General features: G+C 67.5%; 17 protein-coding genes and 1 tRNA gene. 15 read left to right on the plus strand and 3 right to left on the minus strand.

All coding sequences use genetic code 11. From position 1 onward, the window contains the following. Positions 1-1,367: 1,367 nt before the first annotated feature. A tRNA-Gln gene (locus HT136_RS04665) sits at positions 1,368-1,441 on the minus strand. Between the two features lie 146 nt (positions 1,442-1,587). Between HT136_RS04665 and HT136_RS04670 the strand changes: the two genes are divergently transcribed. Together HT136_RS04670 and HT136_RS04675 are read left to right on the plus strand one after the other, a co-directional pair. Continuing rightward, the gene (locus HT136_RS04670; protein WP_214198530.1) at positions 1,588-3,021 is read left to right on the plus strand and encodes a Ppx/GppA phosphatase family protein; all 1,434 of its coding nucleotides are present in this window, start codon (positions 1,588-1,590) and stop codon (positions 3,019-3,021) included. Further along, entirely contained in the window at positions 3,018-3,677 is a 660-nt protein-coding gene (locus HT136_RS04675) for an RlmE family RNA methyltransferase (protein WP_214198414.1), read from the plus strand. Before HT136_RS04670 ends, HT136_RS04675 begins: the two co-directional genes overlap by 4 nt. A 116-nt stretch (positions 3,678-3,793) precedes the next feature. On the opposite strand, the gene HT136_RS04680 is transcribed toward HT136_RS04675, so the two are convergent. Continuing rightward, complete coding sequence (locus HT136_RS04680; RefSeq protein ID WP_214198415.1) at positions 3,794-4,426, minus strand: c-type cytochrome; 633 nt, start codon at positions 4,424-4,426, stop codon at positions 3,794-3,796. A 184-nt stretch (positions 4,427-4,610) separates the two neighbouring features. On the opposite strand from HT136_RS04680, the gene HT136_RS04685 reads away from it, so the two are divergent. The 9 genes from HT136_RS04685 (at position 4,611) to HT136_RS04725 (ending at position 13,125) form a co-directional block, all read left to right on the plus strand. Continuing rightward, positions 4,611-5,504, plus strand: coding sequence for a prephenate dehydratase (locus tag HT136_RS04685; protein WP_214198416.1), 894 nt, complete (start codon positions 4,611-4,613; stop codon positions 5,502-5,504). Positions 5,505-5,681: 177 nt separating this feature from the next. Beyond that, positions 5,682-6,380 carry a hypothetical protein gene (locus HT136_RS04690; protein WP_214198417.1) on the plus strand — a complete coding sequence of 233 codons (699 nt, stop codon included), beginning with the start codon at positions 5,682-5,684 and terminating at the stop codon, positions 6,378-6,380. Next, a complete protein-coding gene (locus HT136_RS04695) occupies positions 6,377-7,708 on the plus strand; it encodes a DUF4350 domain-containing protein (RefSeq protein ID WP_214198418.1) in 1,332 nt (443 codons plus the stop codon). Before HT136_RS04690 ends, HT136_RS04695 begins: the two co-directional genes overlap by 4 nt. Positions 7,709-7,752: 44 nt before the next feature. Then, positions 7,753-8,709 carry an AAA family ATPase gene (locus tag HT136_RS04700; protein WP_214198531.1) on the plus strand — a complete coding sequence of 319 codons (957 nt, stop codon included), beginning with the start codon at positions 7,753-7,755 and terminating at the stop codon, positions 8,707-8,709. Between the two features lie 4 nt (positions 8,710-8,713). Next, positions 8,714-10,123, plus strand: coding sequence for a DUF58 domain-containing protein (locus HT136_RS04705; protein WP_214198419.1), 1,410 nt, complete (start codon positions 8,714-8,716; stop codon positions 10,121-10,123). Then, positions 10,120-11,178, plus strand: coding sequence for a stage II sporulation protein M (locus tag HT136_RS04710; RefSeq protein WP_214198420.1), 1,059 nt, complete (start codon positions 10,120-10,122; stop codon positions 11,176-11,178). The genes HT136_RS04705 and HT136_RS04710 overlap by 4 nt, the downstream gene beginning before the upstream one ends. Continuing rightward, positions 11,175-12,149 carry an RDD family protein gene (locus HT136_RS04715; protein ID WP_214198421.1) on the plus strand — a complete coding sequence of 325 codons (975 nt, stop codon included), beginning with the start codon at positions 11,175-11,177 and terminating at the stop codon, positions 12,147-12,149. The genes HT136_RS04710 and HT136_RS04715 overlap by 4 nt, the downstream gene beginning before the upstream one ends. After that, positions 12,146-12,613, plus strand: coding sequence for a GNAT family N-acetyltransferase (locus HT136_RS04720; protein WP_425516877.1), 468 nt, complete (start codon positions 12,146-12,148; stop codon positions 12,611-12,613). The genes HT136_RS04715 and HT136_RS04720 overlap by 4 nt, the downstream gene beginning before the upstream one ends. Then, positions 12,613-13,125, plus strand: a complete 513-nt coding sequence (locus HT136_RS04725; RefSeq protein ID WP_214198422.1) for a GNAT family N-acetyltransferase — start codon at positions 12,613-12,615, stop codon at positions 13,123-13,125. Before HT136_RS04720 ends, HT136_RS04725 begins: the two co-directional genes overlap by 1 nt. Before the next feature lie 7 nt (positions 13,126-13,132). On the opposite strand, the gene HT136_RS04730 is transcribed toward HT136_RS04725, so the two are convergent. Next, positions 13,133-14,149, minus strand: coding sequence for a zinc transporter ZntB (locus HT136_RS04730; protein ID WP_214198423.1), 1,017 nt, complete (start codon positions 14,147-14,149; stop codon positions 13,133-13,135). Positions 14,150-14,263: 114 nt separating this feature from the next. Here HT136_RS04730 and ispG point away from each other — a divergent pair, with 114 nt between their 5' ends. The 4 genes from ispG (at position 14,264) to HT136_RS04750 (ending at position 18,421) form a co-directional block, all read left to right on the plus strand. Then, a complete protein-coding gene (gene ispG / locus HT136_RS04735; protein ID WP_214198424.1) occupies positions 14,264-15,403 on the plus strand; it encodes a flavodoxin-dependent (E)-4-hydroxy-3-methylbut-2-enyl-diphosphate synthase in 1,140 nt (379 codons plus the stop codon). After that, entirely contained in the window at positions 15,400-16,146 is a 747-nt protein-coding gene (locus tag HT136_RS04740) for a hypothetical protein (protein ID WP_214198425.1), read from the plus strand. The genes ispG and HT136_RS04740 overlap by 4 nt, the downstream gene beginning before the upstream one ends. Before the next feature lie 9 nt (positions 16,147-16,155). Continuing rightward, the gene (locus HT136_RS04745; RefSeq protein ID WP_214198426.1) at positions 16,156-16,689 is read left to right on the plus strand and encodes a retropepsin-like aspartic protease family protein; all 534 of its coding nucleotides are present in this window, start codon (positions 16,156-16,158) and stop codon (positions 16,687-16,689) included. Positions 16,690-16,885: 196 nt separating this feature from the next. Beyond that, positions 16,886-18,421 (plus strand): peroxidase family protein, encoded by a 1,536-nt coding sequence (locus HT136_RS04750; RefSeq protein ID WP_214198427.1) that lies wholly within the window; start codon positions 16,886-16,888, stop codon positions 18,419-18,421. The last annotated feature ends 130 nt before the right edge of the window (positions 18,422-18,551 follow it).

The raw sequence follows: 18,551 nt of genomic DNA on the forward strand, positions 1-18,551 counted from the left end.
CCCAAAAGCCGACGTGCATGAGGAGCATGACTGAGTTCTTCGCGTCTGCACTCACTGATCACACTCCCCAAACATCGCGCCGATTGCACCAAGGATGGCGGCCTTCGGGAACGTCCGCAATGGGGCGCGAGCCGAAATTCCGCCATGCGCCCGGCCTCATGGAGCTGGTGTGCTGGCCTCCCGACCAAACTTCAAGGCGCGTAGGTCGGCCAGGCGCCCATGCAGGACGCTTAGCTGGCATTTGGATGATATCGGCTGCGGCCTGTCCGCTTTAGGTGTTGCCCAATGACACTGGCAGAACGGGCCAAAGTGCCTCAGTTCCAACCTCCATCAAGTTCTGCCAGTCCACCAACAGCAAACGCGCAAACCACGGCGGCCAGAAAGACCATTACGCCCGTTATCGCTTTACGCGGATAGCCACTGTGCTTTGGGTTCGCTCGAAATTTTTCGGCCCACATTGGGAGAAAGTAGCGCGCCGAATATATCCAAGCGCCAACGCCTACCAACCACAGGCAGACGAGCAAAATTTCCATTGCGCGAGCGAAGACTGTCATGATGTAGCATTTCGCATTCTGGACGCCCCTCCGCAACAGGGCGTGAACGCGCCCTTGTCAGTCATTCGAGGATCGATTTGGCACGCCAGGCAGTCGACCGTCTGCTCTGGAAAAGTGCCGTTACCAACCGGCGGTAAAACCTGACTGGCGCCCAACCAGATGGGCGGATCTTAAAATCCTGTCGAAAGGAGCTTGCGGTAAAGAGCGTCCGTTCCTTTTGATCGCTCCAGCCTAATCCGTCGATGAAGAATGGCAAACGCGATTGGCAAGCCGTCGATCAAAAGCCAAATTGGGATTGAATGCCAATTGCGATCAAAATCCATGATTAGCGCGATTGAATGTGAAAACACCAGTAACCCTGCCCAGAGGATTGCTATGATTTCCCAAGCGCGACGGGGCTTCCGTATCTGATATCGCTTATGCGCGAACCGCCAGAAAGCCTGCCGCAATTTCACTTCTTAACTCCTGCGTTTGAACCACGCGGAGAAGCTAGCTCCATATGGCAAGGCGGCCAAGCGCCCTAGTTGGTCGTTCAAGGGCCGATCTGGCGCGCCAGGGAGCGGCTCGTCCGCTTTCCCTTGCTGACCAGATCGACCAGCAGCTCAGATGGGTGGACTGCCGTCATTACCGCAATCAGGAACGAAGGTCTGCAATCCGAGATTTCGGTTCAAAAGCTGCCTTTCCGGAGCCGCTTGAATGTTGTTGAGGGGTGCTTCGCGTCTAGCTGATGGCTGGCGAAGATTTAACCCAAGACCACTTGCGGGCAGACTTCGTGTCACTCCGGGCAAGGTTTGGTGTCAAGGGATAAAGTGTTGGATGCCCCGCGAGGATTCGAACCTCGATAGACGGAATCAGAATCCGTAGTCTTACCATTAGACGACGGGGCATCATTGGAGACGCGCCCTCTAGTGGGCATCGTGATTCGGGTCAAGGGGGGAATTTGCGCCGGGCTTGCTCCTTTGCGCGCGGGCGGTTAGCATCGCTTCAGGTGCCCACCGCTTGGGTGGGAAGATTTGAACGAGATTTGGTGAATATGGCGGAGCACGATCCGCCGGCCGCGAAAGTCAATGTCTCGCGCCGCTCTTCGAGGCGGCGCAAGGGTCGGAAGGGGAAGTCTTCCAGGCCCGTCAAGGGGACAGCCAGGACCAAGGGAGCGCCCGATGGGGCGCCCGTGTCCGAGGCAGGCGCAGTGCCGCGCGAAAGAGATGTACGAAAGACCGATGCGGTCGATGGCTCCGGCCGCACGAACGCGCGTCGGCGCGGAGACGAACCGCGCCGTGGGTCGCCACGTGGCGGGAACAGGGAGATGCCCCCGCGCGAGGGCGCGGGAGCGCGCGCGGCGGATCGCCCAGACGCGCCTGGGCCCGAAGCTCTCCCCAAGCCGGCGACCAAGGCGCCCTTCGCGCCGGGAACGGGCGAGCCGCTGGGCCGCCAGTCCTATGCCGCGATCGATCTCGGAACCAACAATTGCCGCCTGCTGATCGCGCGCCCATCCGGGCAGCATTTCACCGTGATCGACGCCTTCAGCCGCGTGGTGCGGCTGGGCGAAGGGCTCGCGCAGTCCGGACGCCTCTCGCAGGAGGCGATGGACCGTACGCTGGCCGCGCTGCGGATCTGCGCCGAGAAGCTCATGCGCCGCAACGTCTACCTTGCCCGTTCGGTGGCGACCGAGGCCTGCCGGCGCGCCGAGAACGGGGCGGAATTCATCGAGCGCGTGCGCGAGGAGACGGGCATTGCGCTCGACATCATCAGCGCGCGCGAAGAGGCGCGGCTTGCCGTGCTGGGCTGCCACGTGCTCCTCGAGCAGGGCATGGGCCCGGCGATGATCTTCGACATCGGCGGCGGCTCCACCGAACTCGTTTTGATCGAGAGCACCGGGACGGTGCCGCGTATCCTCGATTGGCAGAGCGTGCCCTGGGGGGTGGTTTCGCTGACCGAAAGTGTGGGTCCGGAAGGGGCCGGTGAGGTCGAGCGCCTCGCGCGCTACCGGCACATGCACAGCCTCGTCAGCGAGAGTTTCGCAGGGTTTGCGCAGCGCATAGCCGGTGCGCGCGACAGCGCCGGGCACAACGGCCCCTTGCGCCTCCTGGGAACGAGCGGGACGGTCACCACCCTGGCCAGCCTCCACCTCGAATTGCCGCAGTACGACCGGCGCATGGTCGACGGCCTGATCGTGCCGGCCAGCTCGATGCGCGACATCAGCACGCGGCTCTCCACGATGGCGATCGAGGACCGGCGCGAGCTCAACTGCATCGGCAAGGAGCGCGCGGACCTCGTGGTCGCCGGATGCGCCATCCTCGAATCGATCCTTGACTTGTGGCCCGCGCAAAGGCTGGGGGTGGCGGACAGGGGCATTCGCGAGGGAATCCTGCGCAGCCTGATATCCTCACACGGAGCGCGGCCGTCCTTCGCGCCTTCGGGAACATCGGAAAGGGACGCGATGAAGCACGCGCAGGCAGGCAAATGAGCCGTTCGGGACGCGATCCGGGCGAGCGCCTCAAGACCGCCAAGAAGCGGACGACGAGTTCGGCGCGCTGGCTGACGCGCCAGCTCAACGATCCTTACGTCAAGAAGGCCAAGGCCGACGGCTACCGTAGCCGCGCGGCCTACAAGCTGATCGAGCTCGACGAGAAGTTCGACTTGCTCAAGGGCGTGCAGCGCGCGGTCGACCTCGGCATCGCGCCGGGTGGCTGGAGCCAGGTGCTGCGCCTCAAGTGCCCCAAGGCGGCCGTCGTCGGCATCGACCTCCTGCCCACCGACCCGATCGAGGGGGTGACCATCTTCCAGATGGACTTCATGGCCGACGAGGCGCCTGCCGCGCTCGAGCAGGCCCTCGACGGCGCGCCCGACCTCGTGCTTTCGGACATGGCGGCCAACACCGTCGGGCACAAGCAGACCGACCACTTGCGCACGATGGGGCTGGTCGAGACCGCGGCCGATTTCGCGATCCAGACGCTGGCGCCCGGCGGCGCCTTCGTCGCCAAGGTCCTGGCCGGCGGCACCGACACGCAGCTTCTCGCGCTGCTCAAGAGCCATTTCACCTCGGTCAAGCACGCCAAGCCTCCGGCGAGCCGCAAGGACTCCTCGGAATGGTACGTGATCGCCAAGGGCTTCAAGGGCTAGGGGCTGTCCGCGAGGTTCCGGGTCGAAGAGACGAAAACGGTCCGCGAACGACTCGGTGACGTTCGCGGACCGTTTTCAACCGGCTCCGGAGAGCCGGATTTCATTGCCTTGGCGCGTTACTGCGCGGCTTCGCCTTCAGGGGCGGGAGCCGCATCGGCGTCACCCTCGGCCGGGGCGGAAGCCTCGTCCGCCGGGGCGTCGGCCGCAGGTGCGGCCGCTTCGGCGGCGGGCAGGGGCAGGTTGGAGCCCTGGGTGTTGAGCCAGGCGATAAGGTTGGCGCGGTCTTCCGGCTTGGGCAGGCCCGCGAAGGTCATCTTGGTCCCGGGCGCGAAGGCCTTCGGGCTGGTCAGCCATTCGTTGAGCTTGTCGAACGTCCACTGTCCGCCCACGCCCTTGAGTGCGTCGGAGAAGGCAAAGCCGCCCGCGCCCACGCCGATGCCTTCGCCCACCACGCCGTGGAGGTTCGGACCGATCCCGTTGGGACCACCCGCATCGATGGTGTGGCACGACTTGCACTTGGCGAAGACCGCCTCGCCCTTGGCGGGATCGGCGCTCGCCAGCAAGGTGGCGAAGGGCACTTCGCCCGAATCGGCGGATTCGGTTTCGACGCCGGCGATGGCGTAGCCCATGGTTTCGGGACGGTGGTGCTTGTCGGCACCGAAGTACATCGAGCTGACGATGGTCAGGCCAAGGCCGACGATTCCGGCACCCAGAACCCAACCGGCTATGGTATTGAAGCGATTATCCATTCACAAAGCCCCTCGCAATGCCCCCACCTGTAAACGTGATTTTGCTCTATATAGCATCGGGCTCTAGTGTTCCGGGGCTTTGAGTGCAAGACCGATTGCGCATTTGCCGCCGTCGTGGATCGACCAGGCCGCTGGCCGGTTTGCGTTGCGCCGGGGCCCAATCCCGCCTAAACGCGCGCGCACCATGAGTTCCTATCCCCAGCCCGCCCTCGCACAGGTTTCCTCGATGACGTCCGCCGCGGCCGCAGAGCCTGCGCGCGCCGTCGCCTTCCAGGGAGCGCCGGGCTGCAATTCGCACCGTGCCGCGCTCGAGTACGATCCCGATTGCCTGCCGCTGCCCTGCTTCGCCTTCGAGGACGCGCTCGACGCGGTGCGCGAAGGCCGGGCCGCGCGGGCGATCATCCCGATCGAGAATTCGCAGCACGGGCGCGTGGCGGACATCCATTTCCTGCTGCCCGAAAGCGGGTTGTCGATCGTGGGGGAGCACTTCCTGGCGATCAACCACGCGCTCATGGCTCTGGGCGAGGGGCCCTTCGCCGCAGCCTACAGTCATCCCCAGGCGCTCGGCCAGTCGCGCCGCTACTTGCGCGAAAAGGGCATGGTGCCGATGGCTTACGCCGATACGGCAGGCGCCGCGGCCTACGTGCGCGAGCTGGGCGATCCCACGCTCGCGGCGATCGCGCCCAAGCTCGCCGCCGAGCTCTATGACCTGCGTATCGTCGAGGACAACGTCGAGGATGCCGACGACAACACCACGCGCTTCGTCGTGCTCGCGCGCGAGCCGCTCGACCCCTTCACGTTGAAGGACCAGAAGACGATGACCACCTTCATCTTCGAGGTGAACAACGTGCCCGCAGCGCTCTACAAGGCATTGGGCGGTTTCGCGACGAACGGGGTCAACATGACCAAGCTCGAGAGCTACCAGACCGGCGCCAGCTTCGCGGCCTCGAAGTTTTACGTGGACATCGAAGGCGCTCCGGGCGAGGCGCGCGTCGACCGCGCGATGCAGGAGCTGGCTTTCCACTGCAAGTACGTGCGCCCGCTTGGGACTTATCGTCTGGCGCGTTCGCGCGGCTGATCGCTTGGGCGATCGACCAAGCGATCAGCCGCGCCGCCGCTCGGCGCGGGCAGAGGTGAATCTTCCGGGCGTCCCCAATGACCTGGGCGGCTAAGTCTGGCTTATTTTCCATGCGTTTCGAAATGCTTTGAGCCGGGACGGCTTGCACCGGCCGGGCGCGCATGCCAAGCAGGCGCGGTGACGGTCGGAGCGGGTCAGATCGCGGGTCAAACCGCAGCGCAAGGGGCGGCGGGCGATTGGTCCGCCGTGCGCGCCTCGACGCAGATCCAGTTCGAACCGCTCCCCCGCCTTGCGCCGCCCGATCCGCAAGTGCCCGAATGGCTCCAGGTGCTGGGCCGCCTGCTCGAGGCGATCTTCGCGCCGCTCGGACGTCTGCTCGGCCTGTCCTGGCCGGTGTTCCAATGGGTGCTGATTGCGTTCGCGGTATTCCTTGCGCTTTACGTGATCTGGCGCGTGGTGGAGCCCTTGTGGATGAACCGCGGGCGCGGCCGATCGCGCGACGAGGAGGCCCCTTGGGCGCCGAGCCGCGCCGAGGCCGAGGCGCTCCTGTCCGAGGCCGACCGGCTGGCCGCTGAGGGCCGTTATGGCGAGGCCACCCACCTGCTTTTGCGGCGTAGCGTGCGCCGGATTTCCGATCAGCGCCCCGACTGGCTGCACCCGGCTTCCACCGCGCGCGAGATCGCGGTGCTGCCCGCCTTGCCCGAGGCCGGTCGCCGCGCCTTCGCGGTCATCGCCGAGCGGGTCGAGCGCAGCCTCTTCGCCTTGCGCGATCTCGATCAGGAGGACTGGCAGGCGGCGCGCGGCGCCTACGCCGAATTCGCCGCGCTGCATTTCCCCGTAGGCGACGCGGGCGCGATCGGGGGGCGCGGGGCATGAACGTCGTGACGACCGGCGATACCGGCAATCCCTTCTCGCGCCGCGCGGTGATCGGCGTGGTGCTGACCGGCGGGCTGCTTTTCGCGGCCCTCTTGTGGATGATCGGCACGGGCACGGGCTTCCAGTCGGCCAACGACGGCCAGGCCCATGCCGCGGGGCAGGGGCTCAACGGCTATGCCGCAATGGTCGAGTACCTCGGCCGGCGCGGCTACGACATTGGCAAGGCGCGCAACGCCGCCGATCTCAACCCGCAGGGCCTGCTCGTGCTGTCGCCGCCGCCCGACGCCGACGGCAAGGAGATCGACCGGATCGTCTCGGCGCACCGCTACGACGGGGCGACACTGGTTCTCCTGCCCAAGTGGTCGGTCTCGCCCGCGACCCAGGCCCAGGTCGACAAGGGCGCCAAGCGCGGCTGGGTCAACCTCGTCTCCGCGCGGCCGCCTGAATGGAAGGGATTTCTCGACGATGTCGCTGCCGGTGTCGCGCGTAGTGGCAGCCGTGACGGGGGACGCCGCGTAGGCTGGAGTGGACTTGGCCTCTCGGGATATCTGCCCGGCAAGGATGCGGCAAAGGGCGTCGTTGCGTGGGGCAAGGGGGACCGGCTGGTCCCGCTCGTGCGGGACGACGAAGGGCGGATCCTGGCTGCGTTCGTCGACGATGGCGGGACCTACCCCGATCTGGAAGACGCCGCCCAGGTCGCGCGCGAGGGTCCCGTCCGCGACAAGGATCTCTACCCGCTGGTCCTGGTGTTTGAACCCGACCTCCTCGACAACTACGCGATGGCGGACCGCCACGCGGCGCAGTTGCTCGACGCGCTGATCCCGCGCCTCGAAGTGGAGAAGGGCGACCCGGTCGTCTTCGACCTGACGCTCAACGGCTTCGGGCGGGCGAGGAACCTGTTGACGCTGGCGGTGACCCCGCCATTCCTGGGCGTGACATTGTGCCTGCTCCTGGCCGCCGCATTGGTCGGCTGGCGCGCCTTCGTGCGCTTTGGCCCCTCCGCCGCGCCCGAACGTGCGATTGCTTTCGGCAAGCAGGCCCTGGTCGCCAACTCGGCAGGCCTCATCACCCGCTCGCGCCGCTTCCACCTGCTGCGCGGCCCTTATGCCGACCGTGCCCGCGAGCGGCTGGTCAAGGCGCTGGCCCTTCCGCGCGGGCTCGACGTGGCCGCCGCCGAAGCTGCGATCGACCGTGCGCTTGCCGCGCGCGCCGGGGCGCGCGAACCGTTTTCCACGGTGTCCGCCCGGCTGCGCGGCGCGGCGACACCCCATGCCATCCTGAAGGCGGCGCGTGATCTGCACGCGCTCGAAAGGACATTGAAGCGATGACGAGTGATACCGTGAGCTACGAACAGGCCCCGCAGGAAACAGTCATGTCGCTGGGCGACGTCGCCGCGCTGGCGGGCGCGATCCGCGCCGAGATCGGCAAGGCGGTGGTCGGCCAGACCGAGACCGTGGAGCATCTGCTGATCGCGCTGCTGGCGCGCGGGCACGTCCTGCTCGAAGGCCCTCCCGGGACCGCCAAGACCTTTCTCGCGCAGTGCTTCGCAGCGACGCTGGGGCTCGACTTTGGGCGCATCCAGTTCACCCCCGACCTCATGCCGGGCGACATCCTGGGCTCGAACCTGTTCAACTTCCAGACCAGCCAGTTCACGCTGACGCGCGGGCCGATCTTCTGCGACCTGCTGCTCGCCGACGAGATCAACCGCACCCCGCCCAAGACCCAGGCGGCGCTGCTCGAGGCGATGCAGGAGCGGCGCGTCACGCTCGATGGCGAACGCCACGCGCTGCCCGGCCACTTCATGGTGGTGGCGACACAGAACCCGATCGAGAGCCAGGGCGTCTACCCGCTGCCCGAGGCGCAGCTCGACCGCTTCCTGTTCAAGCAGCTCGTCGACTACCCCTCGATCGAGGAAGAGCGTCGCATCGTCGCGCGCTTCGGCGAAAATCGCGGCGCGGTGACACCGGCGCAGCTCGGCATCGCGGCGGTGGCCTTGCCCGCGCAGCTCGACGCGGCGGCCGAGGCGGTACGCGGCGTGACGCTCGCCGACGAGGTGACCGACTACATCGTGCGGCTGGTGCGCGCGACGCGCGAGAGCGCCGACCTGGCCAGCGGGGCGAGCCCGCGCGCGGCGGTGCTGCTGGCCGGCGGCGCCCGCGCGCGCGCCGCGCTCGAGGGGCGTTCCTATGTCGTGCCCGACGACGTGAAGGCGCTCGCCGCCTCGGTGTTGCGCCACCGCCTCCTGCTCAGCCCCGCCGCCGAGATCGAGGGCAAGCCGATCGAGGCGCTGGTCGCCGAACTGGTCGAGCAGACCGAGGCGCCGCGCTGAGGCGATGGGCGCGCCGGTGACCTTCGTGGGCGAGACCTCTGCGTTCGAGGCCCCCGAGGCTGGGGCACCCGGGCGCTGGCAGGTGCCCGAAGGGCGCACCACGCCGCTCGTGCCGACCTCGCGCGCGGCGCTGGTGTTGGCGCTGGCGGCCCCCGTAGCGCTCGTGATCGGCGCGGCGCGGCCCGAGGCCTGGCTGGTGGCCCCGCTCGCCGGGCTCGTCGTCCTGGCGCTGGTGTTCCTGGACGCGCACCTTGCCGGGCGCCTGGGGCCGATCGCGCTCAGGCTGCCCGACGACGGCGAAGTGGGCGAGGCGATCGCGGTTGCAGCCGAGGTCACGGTGGCGCGGGGGCGTGCGGCGCGCATGGAGCTGGCACTGGCCTGCGATCCGCGCCTGGCGGCAGGTGGGCGCTGCGATATCGCGCTTGTCCGCAAGGGCGGCGCGTGGAGCGGCGCCACCCGGCTCGTGCCCGCGCGGCGCGGGACGGCGCTGGTGGGCGGTGTGTGGCTGCGCTGGACCGGGCCGCTGGGCCTTGGCGCGCGCCAGTTCACCGGCGTGCTCGATCATCCCTTGCGCATCTGGCCCAATGTCGCGGCGGTGCGCTCGCCCGCCCTGCAGACGTTCCTCAAGGACGCGCAGTTCGGCCTCATCGCCCGGCGCATGCGCGGCGAGGGGACCCAGTTCGAGGCGCTTGCCGAATACCAGCCCGGCATGGACCGGCGCCGGATCGACTGGAAGGCCTCGGCCCGCCACGTCCATCTCTACGCCAAGGAAAACGAAACCGAGCGCAACAACCAGATCGTCTTCGCCTTCGACTGCGGGCAGGCGATGTGCGAGCCGGTCCGCGGCATGCCCCGGCTCGACCGCGCGGTCTCGGCGGCGCTCGCGACCTCCTACGTCGCGCTCAAGGGCGGGGACCGCGTTGCGCTGTTCGGCTTTGCGGCCCGGCCCGAGGTGCGCACCCCCTTCATCGCCGGTTCGGGTGCGTTCCACCGCCTGCAACGCGCCGCGGCGGGCCTCGAGTATCGCGCGCAGGAGCCCAACTTCACGCTGGCGCTCGCCACCTTGTCGGGCCAGCTCCAGCGCCGTTCGCTGATCGTGATCTTCTCCGACTTCACCGATCTCACCAGCGCGCAGCTGATGATCGAGAGCGTGGGGCGCCTGCTTGCGCGCCACGTCGTGCTGTTCGTGACGCTTGTCGACGACGAGCTCGACACGTTGTCCGACCAGATGCCCGAAACGCTCCAGGGGCTTTCCGAGGCGGTCGCGGCGGACCTCCTGCTGCGCGAGCGGGCGCTTGTCCTGAAACGCCTGCAGCAGATGGGGGTCGACGTCATCGAGGCGCCCTACGAGGCGATCGGGCCGCGTCTGATCGACGCCTATCTCGCGATCAAGCGTGCCGGAGCGATCGGATGAGCGAAGCCCTGCCACCTGCCGGCGCGATCGAAACCGCCGCCTTGCGCTCCGACCGCTTCCGCCTCGAACGCGAGGCCGACTGGCAACGCCTCGAGGCGATCGTGCGCAAGATGGAGAAGGGGCGCCTGCGCAAGCTTACCGACGAGGAGCTGCTCGCCTTGCCCGGGCTCTACCGCACGGTCGCCTCGAGCCTGTCGATCGCGCGCGAGACTTCGCTCGACGCGGCCACGCTGGCCTATCTCGAAACCCTGGTCCAGCGCGCCTGGTTCGTGGTCTACGGACCGCGAACCTCGCTGTGGGACTGGCTGCGCGGGTTCGCGTGCGGGGGCTGGAGCGCGGCGGTGCGCGCGATCGGGGTGGACGTTGCGGCGGCGTTCGCGGTCATGGTGGCGGGGACGCTGGCGGGCTGGCTGCTCGTCGCGCAGGATCCCGAATGGTACTTCGCGCTTGTCTCGCGCGACATGGCCGGCGCGCGCGTACCCGGCGCGACGCGCGCGGTCCTTCATGGCACCTTGTTCGGCAACGACGGGCAGAGCGGGATGAGCGTGTTCGCCGCCCAGCTCTTCAGCAACAACGCGCAAGTATCGATCCTTGCCTTCGCGCTGGGCTTCGCCTTCGGCGTGCCCTCGCTGCTGCTGCTGGTCCAGAACCTGGCGCTGCTGGGGGCCATGCTCTGGCTCTACCATGGGGTCGGGCTGACGCTCGACTTCGCGGGCTGGATCGCGGTCCACGGTACGACCGAGCTCTTCGCGATCCTTCTTTCGGGCGCAGCGGGGCTCCATATCGGGCGCGCGCTCGCCTTTCCCGGGCGTCAGCCTGTGCTGCGCTCCGCCGCCGCCGCCGGGCAGCGCGCGGCGGTGGTGATGACCGGCGTGGTGCTGATGCTGGTCGTCGCCGCGCTGCTCGAGGGCTTCGCGCGCCAGCTGGTCGACACCACGCTCGGCCGGTTCGCCATCGGCGGCTTCATGCTTGCCTTCTGGTGCGCCTATTTCTTCGCCTTTCGCGGCACGCGCGGCTGGCGCGAACGCCAGGGCGCCACGCGAGGTCGGCCATGACGCGGCGCGAGCGCAGGCGTCAGCGCCAGGCGGCACGCCGGGACGCCCAGAGCCTCCAGCGCACGCTGGTGACGCCCGAGGGGGTGACCCTGACGATGGCCGTCGCGAGCCGGGGCGCGCGCTTCGGCGCGCTGCTGCTCGATCTCCTGTTCATCGTCCTTCTGATCACGGTGATCTCGGTGGTCCTGCTCTTCGTGGCGGGCGGCGTGGCATCGCTCGAACGCTCGATCACCAGTGGCACGCCGGGAGGCTATGCGCTGCAGTTCGTGATGATCGTGTGGATCGTCATTATGTTCTTCTTTCGCAACGCCTATTTCCTGTTCTTCGAACTGGGTCCGCGCGGGGCGACACCGGGCAAGCGGATCAACGGGTTGCGCATTGCCGCGCGCGACGGGGGACGGCTGACGGCGGAAATGGTGATCGCGCGCAACCTGCTGCGCGACATCGAGCTGTTCCTGCCGATCGTCCTGCTGGCGTCGGCGGGCGTGGAGAGTTCGGCCGGCTGGCTGGCGGCCTGCGGCTGGTTCCTCATCTTCATGCTCTTCCCTCTGTTCAACCGCGATGGCCTTCGCGCGGGCGACATCATCGCGGGAAGCTGGGTCCTTCAGGCTCCGCGCCGCAAGCTGGCCAAGGCGCTTTCGCTCGAGGAAGCCGCGCCCGTGGCAAGCGGCGAGAAGGGGCGCGCCGCGGCTTCCGGCGAGCGCACCGTGCGCTACCAGTTCACCGAGGAGGAGCTGGCGGTCTACGGCGAATACGAGTTGCAGGCGCTCGAACGCGTGCTGCGCGACACGCGCGCGAAGGCGATCGAGCCGGTCTACCAGACCATTGCGCAGAAGATCGGCCGCAACGATGGCTGGAACGACGAGCGTGCGTTTCTCGAGGCCTATTACACCCAGCTTCGCGCGCGGCTCGAGGCCGCCCTGCGCATGGGCGTGCGCAAGGCCGACAAGCATAGCGAGGAAAGCCGGTGAACACGCCATACACCCTGCGCCGCGACGACCTGACCGCGCCGGCGATCCTGGAGCTTCTCCAGTTTCACCTCGACGAGATGCACCGCTGGTCGCCCCCTGAAAGCGTCCACGCGATGCCCGCAGAGCGCCTGCGCCAGGCCGACGTGACCTTCTTCTCGGCCTGGGATGGCGAAGTCCTCGCGGCCTGCGGGGCGATCAAGCACCTCGACGCCGGGCACGGCGAACTCAAGTCGATGCGCGCCGCGCCCGGCTATCGCGGCAAGGGTGCGGGGCGCGCGATCCTCGAGTGCCTCCTGGCCGAGGCGCGCGCGCGCGGTTACGCCCGGGTCAGTCTGGAAACCGGGCGGCCTGAAGCGTTTCATCCCGCGCACCGCCTTTATCGCGCGTACGGCTTCGTCGAATGCCCACCTTTTGCCGACTACGTGCTCGACGATTTCTCGATCTGCATGACCCTGGAGCTGTAATGGACCTTCGCGAAGCCCTGCCCGAGGACGCCGCCGCGCTTGCCGATCTCGGCGCGCGCTCGTTCGTGGCCAAGTTCGGGCATCTCTACCGACCCGAGGATCTCGCCGATTTCCTCGCCGGGTCGCATGGCGAGGCCAACGTTGCGGCCGAGATCGCCAATCCGGCCATGCCGATCCTGCTGGCCTGCGAGGGCGAGCGCCTGCTCGGCTATTGCAAGCTCAAGCTCGCCTGCGGCTGGCCCGACCATGCGCGCGGCCGCAAGGCCATCGAACTCAAGCAGCTCTACACCGATCCCGAGGCCACCGGCCGGGGGATCGGCGCGAAGCTGATGAACTGGGCTCTGGCCAAGGCGCGGGTCGAGGGGGCGGACGAGGTCCAGCTCTCGGTCTACAGCGAGAACCCCGGGGCGCAGAAGTTCTACCAGCGCTACGGCTTCGAGAAAGTGGGCGACATCTTCTTCATGGTCGGCGCGAAGCGCGACGAGGAATTCCTCTTCGCAGCGATGCTCTGACGCGCGCTCAGAACCATTTCCAGCGCCAGAACATCACCAGCTGCACCGCCAGGATCGCCGCGCACAGCACGACCACCAGCCAGAACGCGAATGGGTCGTGCGAGCCGGGGATACCCGCGACGTTGATGCCCAGGAGCCCGGTGACGAAGGTCAGCGGCAGGAAGATCGCCGCGACGATGGTGAGCATGTAGCTCGTACGGTCGGCGCGTGCGGCGGCGCGGGCGCGCAAGTCGTCCTGCAGCACCACCGCGCTTTCCTTGCTGATGTCGATGTCGTCGAGATAGCGGCGCAAGCGGTCGATGGTCTCGGCGATCTCGCGCCGGTCGTGGGTTTCGAACCATTCGGGCGCCTCGCGGCTGATGCGCTCGAGCGCCTCGTGCTGGGGGGCCATGTGGCGTTTCAGGCCCAGGCAATTGCGGCGGATCGTGGCGATCTTGTCCAGCATCATGGCCGCGTCCTCGTCGGGGTCGGCCTCTTCGAGCTGGTCGATCACCTCGTTCATGTCGATGATCGAGCGGTTCATGCGCGCGATCATGTGTTCGACGAGAAGCGTGATCAGCCCGCCCGCATCGACCGGGCCGGAGCCCCGGTCGAGCTCGCCCATCACCGCGCGCGGCGTCTGGAGCGGGCGGCGGCGCAAGGTGACGAGCCGCCGCCCGTCGCACCAGACCTGGAACGAGACCATGTCCTCGGGCTCGGCGCCGGGGTTGAAGTTGATGCCGCGCAGCGTGGCGACGAGGGCATGGCCTTCGCGGAAGGCGCGCGGGCGGGTGTCCTCGCTGGTGAGCAGTTCGACGGTGGGTTCGGGGAGGCCCAGGCCCTCGTCCAGCCATTCGGCGACGCCGGGCCGGTTGCGGCACAAGTGGACCCAGAGCATCTCGCCGGGGCGCCCCGGCCGCCATTCCTGCGCCTCCTCCCAGGTGACCGGGCGCGCCCCGCCCTGGCCGTCGAGCACGCGCCCGAAGATCATGGGGGTGAGGCTGTCGGTATCGTCGGTCGGGTCGTTGGGGCGGATGTCGATCATGCAAGGGTGAATGCCCGAAATGGACAGGGGTTCAAAGGCAATGGCGGTCCGGGCGTGCAAATTGCGCTGGAAAGGTGCTTCAATCCGTCACGCCAAGGGGCTATAGCGCGTGCCATGTCTTCCATTCGACCCTGGCGCACGATCGAGCGCCGCAAGAGCCGCCAGATCATGGTCGGCAGCGTGCCCGTCGGTGGCGATGCCCCGATCACGGTGCAGACCATGACCAACACCCCCACGTCCGACGCGAAGGCGACGATCGAGCAGATCCGCCGCTGCGAGGAGGCGGGTGCGGACCTCATCCGCGTCTCGTGCCCCGATGTGGAAAGCACCGCAGCGTTCCGGGAAATCGCCCGCGCGTCCACGGTGCCGCTGATTGCGGACATCCATTTTCACTACAAGCGCGCGCTCGAGGCAGCCGATGCGGGTGCGGCGTGCCTGCGCATCAACCCGGGCAACATCGGTTCGGACGAGCGCGTCGCCGAAGTGGTCCGCGCGGCCAAGGCCAACGGCTGTGCGATCCGCATCGGGGTCAACGCCGGGAGCCTGGAGAAGGACTTGCTCGAGAAGTACGGCGAGCCTTGCCCCGAGGCGCTGGTCGAATCGGCGCTCGATCACATCAAGCTGCTCCAGGACCACGACTTTCACGAGTTCAAGGTGGCGGTGAAGGCCTCCGACGTGTTCCTTGCGGTGGCCGCCTACCAGGGCCTGGCCGACGCGGTCGACTGTCCGCTGCACCTTGGCATCACCGAGGCGGGCGGGTTGATCGGCGGCACCGTGAAGAGCTCGATCGGCATGGGCAATTTGCTCTGGGCGGGCATCGGCGACACCTTGCGCGTCTCGCTCTCGGCCGAGCCCGAGGAGGAAGTGCGCGTGGGCTTCGAGATGCTGAAGGCGCTTGGCCTGCGCACCCGCGGCGTGCGCGTCGTCTCGTGCCCCTCGTGCGCGCGGCAGGGCTTCGACGTCATCCGCACGGTGGAGGCGCTTGAGGCGCGCCTGCAGCACATCAAGACCCCGCTCTCGCTTTCGGTGCTGGGTTGCGTGGTCAACGGCCCGGGCGAAGCGCGCGAGACCGACATCGGCCTGACCGGCGGTGGCAATGGCAAGCACATGGTCTACCTTTCGGGCGTGACCGACCACACCGTGCAGGACGCTGACATGCTCGACCACATCGTCACGCTGGTCGAGGCGAAGGCCGCCGAGATCGAGGCCGCCGAGGAAGCCGCGAAGCTTGCCGAGGCCGCCGCCGCCGAATGAGCGCGCTGCTGCGCGAATTTCGCGGGTTCCTGCTCAACTTGCGCGACGGCCTGCGGGTCTTTGCGCTCGCGCCCTTCGCGCCGTTCCTCGCAATCGTGCCCGAATTCGCGCAGCACGCGATCGAGATTCGCCTCGGCCTGTTCGCCGACCTGCAAGGTTTTCGCGCGCACCAGATGGATGCGCTGCGCACGAGTGCCGGTTCGATCAAGCTCCTCGGCCTCTCGCTCGCGGTGCTCTTCGTCGCGCGGTTCTGGGCGAACCGCGAACGCGGCGTGCCGGGCTGGAGCCTCGCCGGGATCGCCTGGCGCCCGCTGGCGCTGGGGCTGCTGGTGCAGGTGCTGTGTTCGCTCCCCGGCGTCCTCGCCCAGGCACTGGGTAGTCCGCTCGCACCCGGAGCGAACGTGGCGCTGGGGGCGATCATGGCTCTGGTCAGCCTGCCGGGCCTCGTGCTGATGGTGGCAGGCGCGCTGGGCGATGCTTCGCTCGGCCTTCGCGAGGCCTACCGGCGCGGCTGGGGCAAGGCGCTGCGGATCGCGCTTTACGCCGGGCCCGCGTGGATCGCCTTGCAGTATGTCCACGAGGCGAACCACCACCTGGCCCTTGGGCAGTCGATGCCGCGCGTCTGGGGGCTCATGGCGTTCGACAGCTTCGTCGTCGGGCTGATGGCCGCGCTGGGGGGAACCGGCCTCCACCATGGCTACGGCCCGCCCCGTATTAACCCGAAGGAAGTGTCCGGCGGCTAGGCTGTGGCGATGCGCCTTGGACCCGTCATCCTGCTACTGGCCACCGCGGCTGTCGTCGGCTGGCTCGCCCCCGATCTCACGAGTGGGTCGGGCAAGAACAAAGTGATGCCCGCAAGGGGGCGCGCCGAGGCCGCCGCACGCGACGATCAGGCCGCGCGCAAGCAGGCCTGGCTGGCCGGGGCGACGCTGGTCGAGCGCGCCGGAGATGGCCAGTTCTACCTCGATGCCGACGTCGAGGGCAGTTCCACGCATTTCCTCGTCGATACCGGGGCCAGTATCGTCGCGCTGACCGCGGCGGATGCCCGCGCGGCCGGCCTCGACTGGAGCGAGGACGACGTGCGCGTGATCGGAAAGGGGGCGAGCGGCACCGTGCGCGGGGTCCCGGTACGCCTGTCCGAACTGGACCTCGATGGCTTCGTGGCGCGCGACGTGGACGCGGCGATCATTCCCGAGGGGCTTGAGGTCTCGCTGCTCGGCCAGTCGTTCCTTACGCGCCTGTCCTCGGTGAAGGTCGACGGCAATCGCATGACGATCGTGCCGTGATCTCCTTGTTGTGTTGGAATTGTTTCTAAATTGATCATCGTATTACACAAAAAGTGTAATATTAAATGTCCTGTCATGAATTGACGAACGATTGCGTTGCGCCCTTCGTGCTCTAAAAGTCGCTCCTCGCCGGGTTGCTTTCATAGACTCGAGGGGCGACGGTCAAGAGCCGCGCTCCGATCTTGGAGGCGAAGACATGTTCAAGCGCATAAGCCACATCAACGGGGTAGAGGATGACGGAGAGATCCTTTTCGCCACGCAATTCGACTACCTCTTTCCCGAGGCTGCCAATTCGAAGGGGTGCCTGCTCCCGGATTCCGAGGCCTGCACTGCGGCGCTGGTCAACCTGGGCACGGCGATGGCGGACGACGAACTTCCCGCCGCACCGCCCGATGCCTTCGCGTCGGGCAATCCGGCGGTGTTTACCTATTTCGGCCAGTTCATCGACCATGACCTGACCGCGCGCACCGATCGCGAAGGCAGTGTCACGCGGATCGGCAACGGCGATCCGGTCTCGAGGCTCGATCCTGCGCTGGTGACGGCCAACTTGCGCAACGGGCGCCGGCCCCAGCTCGATCTCGACGCCGTCTTCGGCGAGGCGCCCGGGCTGGCCGGGTGGGGCGGGGCGAGCCCAGCGAGCTCGCAGTCGCAAGTGCTCTACACGTCCTCGCTGGACATGCACCTCTACGAGCACGGCGCGCGACGCGACGTGATCCGGGGGGATCGCCGCGCGGCCCTGATCCCCGATGCGCGCAACGACGAGAACCTCAATCTCAGCCAGCTGCAGTTCGCGATGCTGCGCTTCTTCAACGAGGTGAAGGCGGCGCAGAACTTCGGGCACGACGTGGAGAACTACATCCGCGCGCGCCAGCTATGCCGCTGGGCCTTCCAGTACGTGGTGGTCAACGATTGGCTGACCACGGTCTGCGATCCTTATGTCCTGCGCGACACGCTGGCCAACGGCCCGCGCTTCTTCGGCTCGGGCGCGGGGCGCAGCAAGGCGTTCATGCCGCTCGAGTTCTCGGTCGCGGCGTTTCGCTTCGCGCATTCGATGATCCGTCCGTCCTATCGTTCGAACGCGGCCGCGCCGATCGAATCGATCATGGACCTGCTCGACTTCGCCTCGCCCGACAAGGCGGCGAACGACCGCTTCTTCGAGCCCGATGCCAGCGGGCAGCCGCAATTGAAGGAGCTCTACGCGATCGACTGGAGTTTCTTCTCGGGCAGCGGCCCCAACGTGCAGTTCGCGCGCAAGATCGACACCAAGATCGCCAAGGGGCTGGGCACCTTGCCGTTCTCGGCGCGCATGGGGGATCCGGTGCTGGGGCATCTCGCGCGCTCGAACCTGCTGCGCGGCAAGAACCTCTCGATCCCGACCGGGCAGGCCATGGCCGATGCCTTCGGGGTCACCTTCCTCACCCCCAACGAGATCCTGACGGGCGAGGACGCGGGGATTGTCGATGCGCTGAAGGCCGGGCATTTCCACCATCGCAGCCCCTTGTGGTATTACGTGCTGCGCGAGGCGGTGGTGCAGCAGGATGGCGAGCGCCTCGGCGAAGTGGGCAGCCGCATCGTGTGCGAGACGATCGTGGGCATGATCCGCGACGACCTGAACAGCTATCTCAACAATTTCCACGATGGCGCCGTCAGCGAGAATGGAATCGACGTGAAGCCTGGTCCCAACGGGCAGATCGCCACGATCGCCGACATCCTCAAGTTCGCCAAGGTCTGATCCCAGGCTGCGGTGAGAAGAGTTCATCGCAGCTTAATTTGAACGAACCCCCCGCCTTGCTTTCAGCAAGGGAAAGGCCCCGCCGGATCGCTCCGACGGGGCCTTTCATGTGCCTTTAGGCGGGAGAGGG

Source organism: Novosphingobium profundi (assembly GCF_018491765.1).
GTDB classification, from domain to species: Bacteria; Pseudomonadota; Alphaproteobacteria; order Sphingomonadales; family Sphingomonadaceae; genus Novosphingobium; species Novosphingobium profundi.

Bases quoted from the DNA above. Each gene is read 5' to 3' on its own strand.
- HT136_RS04715 (WP_214198421.1), top strand. From the start codon at position 11,175: ATGACGCGGCGCGAGCGCAGGCGTCAGCGCCAGGCGGCACGCCGGGAC.
- HT136_RS04745 (WP_214198426.1), top strand. From the start codon at position 16,156: ATGCGCCTTGGACCCGTCATCCTGCTACTGGCCACCGCGGCTGTCGTC.
- HT136_RS04680 (WP_214198415.1), bottom strand. From the start codon at position 4,426: ATGGATAATCGCTTCAATACCATAGCCGGTTGGGTTCTGGGTGCCGGA.
- HT136_RS04695 (WP_214198418.1), top strand. From the start codon at position 6,377: ATGAACGTCGTGACGACCGGCGATACCGGCAATCCCTTCTCGCGCCGC.
- HT136_RS04700 (WP_214198531.1), top strand. From the start codon at position 7,753: ATGTCGCTGGGCGACGTCGCCGCGCTGGCGGGCGCGATCCGCGCCGAG.
- HT136_RS04730 (WP_214198423.1), bottom strand. From the start codon at position 14,149: ATGATCGACATCCGCCCCAACGACCCGACCGACGATACCGACAGCCTC.
- HT136_RS04675 (WP_214198414.1), top strand. From the start codon at position 3,018: ATGAGCCGTTCGGGACGCGATCCGGGCGAGCGCCTCAAGACCGCCAAG.
- HT136_RS04750 (WP_214198427.1), top strand. From the start codon at position 16,886: ATGTTCAAGCGCATAAGCCACATCAACGGGGTAGAGGATGACGGAGAG.
- ispG (WP_214198424.1), top strand. From the start codon at position 14,264: ATGTCTTCCATTCGACCCTGGCGCACGATCGAGCGCCGCAAGAGCCGC.
- HT136_RS04705 (WP_214198419.1), top strand. From the start codon at position 8,714: ATGGGCGCGCCGGTGACCTTCGTGGGCGAGACCTCTGCGTTCGAGGCC.
- HT136_RS04740 (WP_214198425.1), top strand. From the start codon at position 15,400: ATGAGCGCGCTGCTGCGCGAATTTCGCGGGTTCCTGCTCAACTTGCGC.
- HT136_RS04685 (WP_214198416.1), top strand. From the start codon at position 4,611: ATGAGTTCCTATCCCCAGCCCGCCCTCGCACAGGTTTCCTCGATGACG.
- HT136_RS04710 (WP_214198420.1), top strand. From the start codon at position 10,120: ATGAGCGAAGCCCTGCCACCTGCCGGCGCGATCGAAACCGCCGCCTTG.
- HT136_RS04725 (WP_214198422.1), top strand. From the start codon at position 12,613: ATGGACCTTCGCGAAGCCCTGCCCGAGGACGCCGCCGCGCTTGCCGAT.
- HT136_RS04670 (WP_214198530.1), top strand. From the start codon at position 1,588: ATGGCGGAGCACGATCCGCCGGCCGCGAAAGTCAATGTCTCGCGCCGC.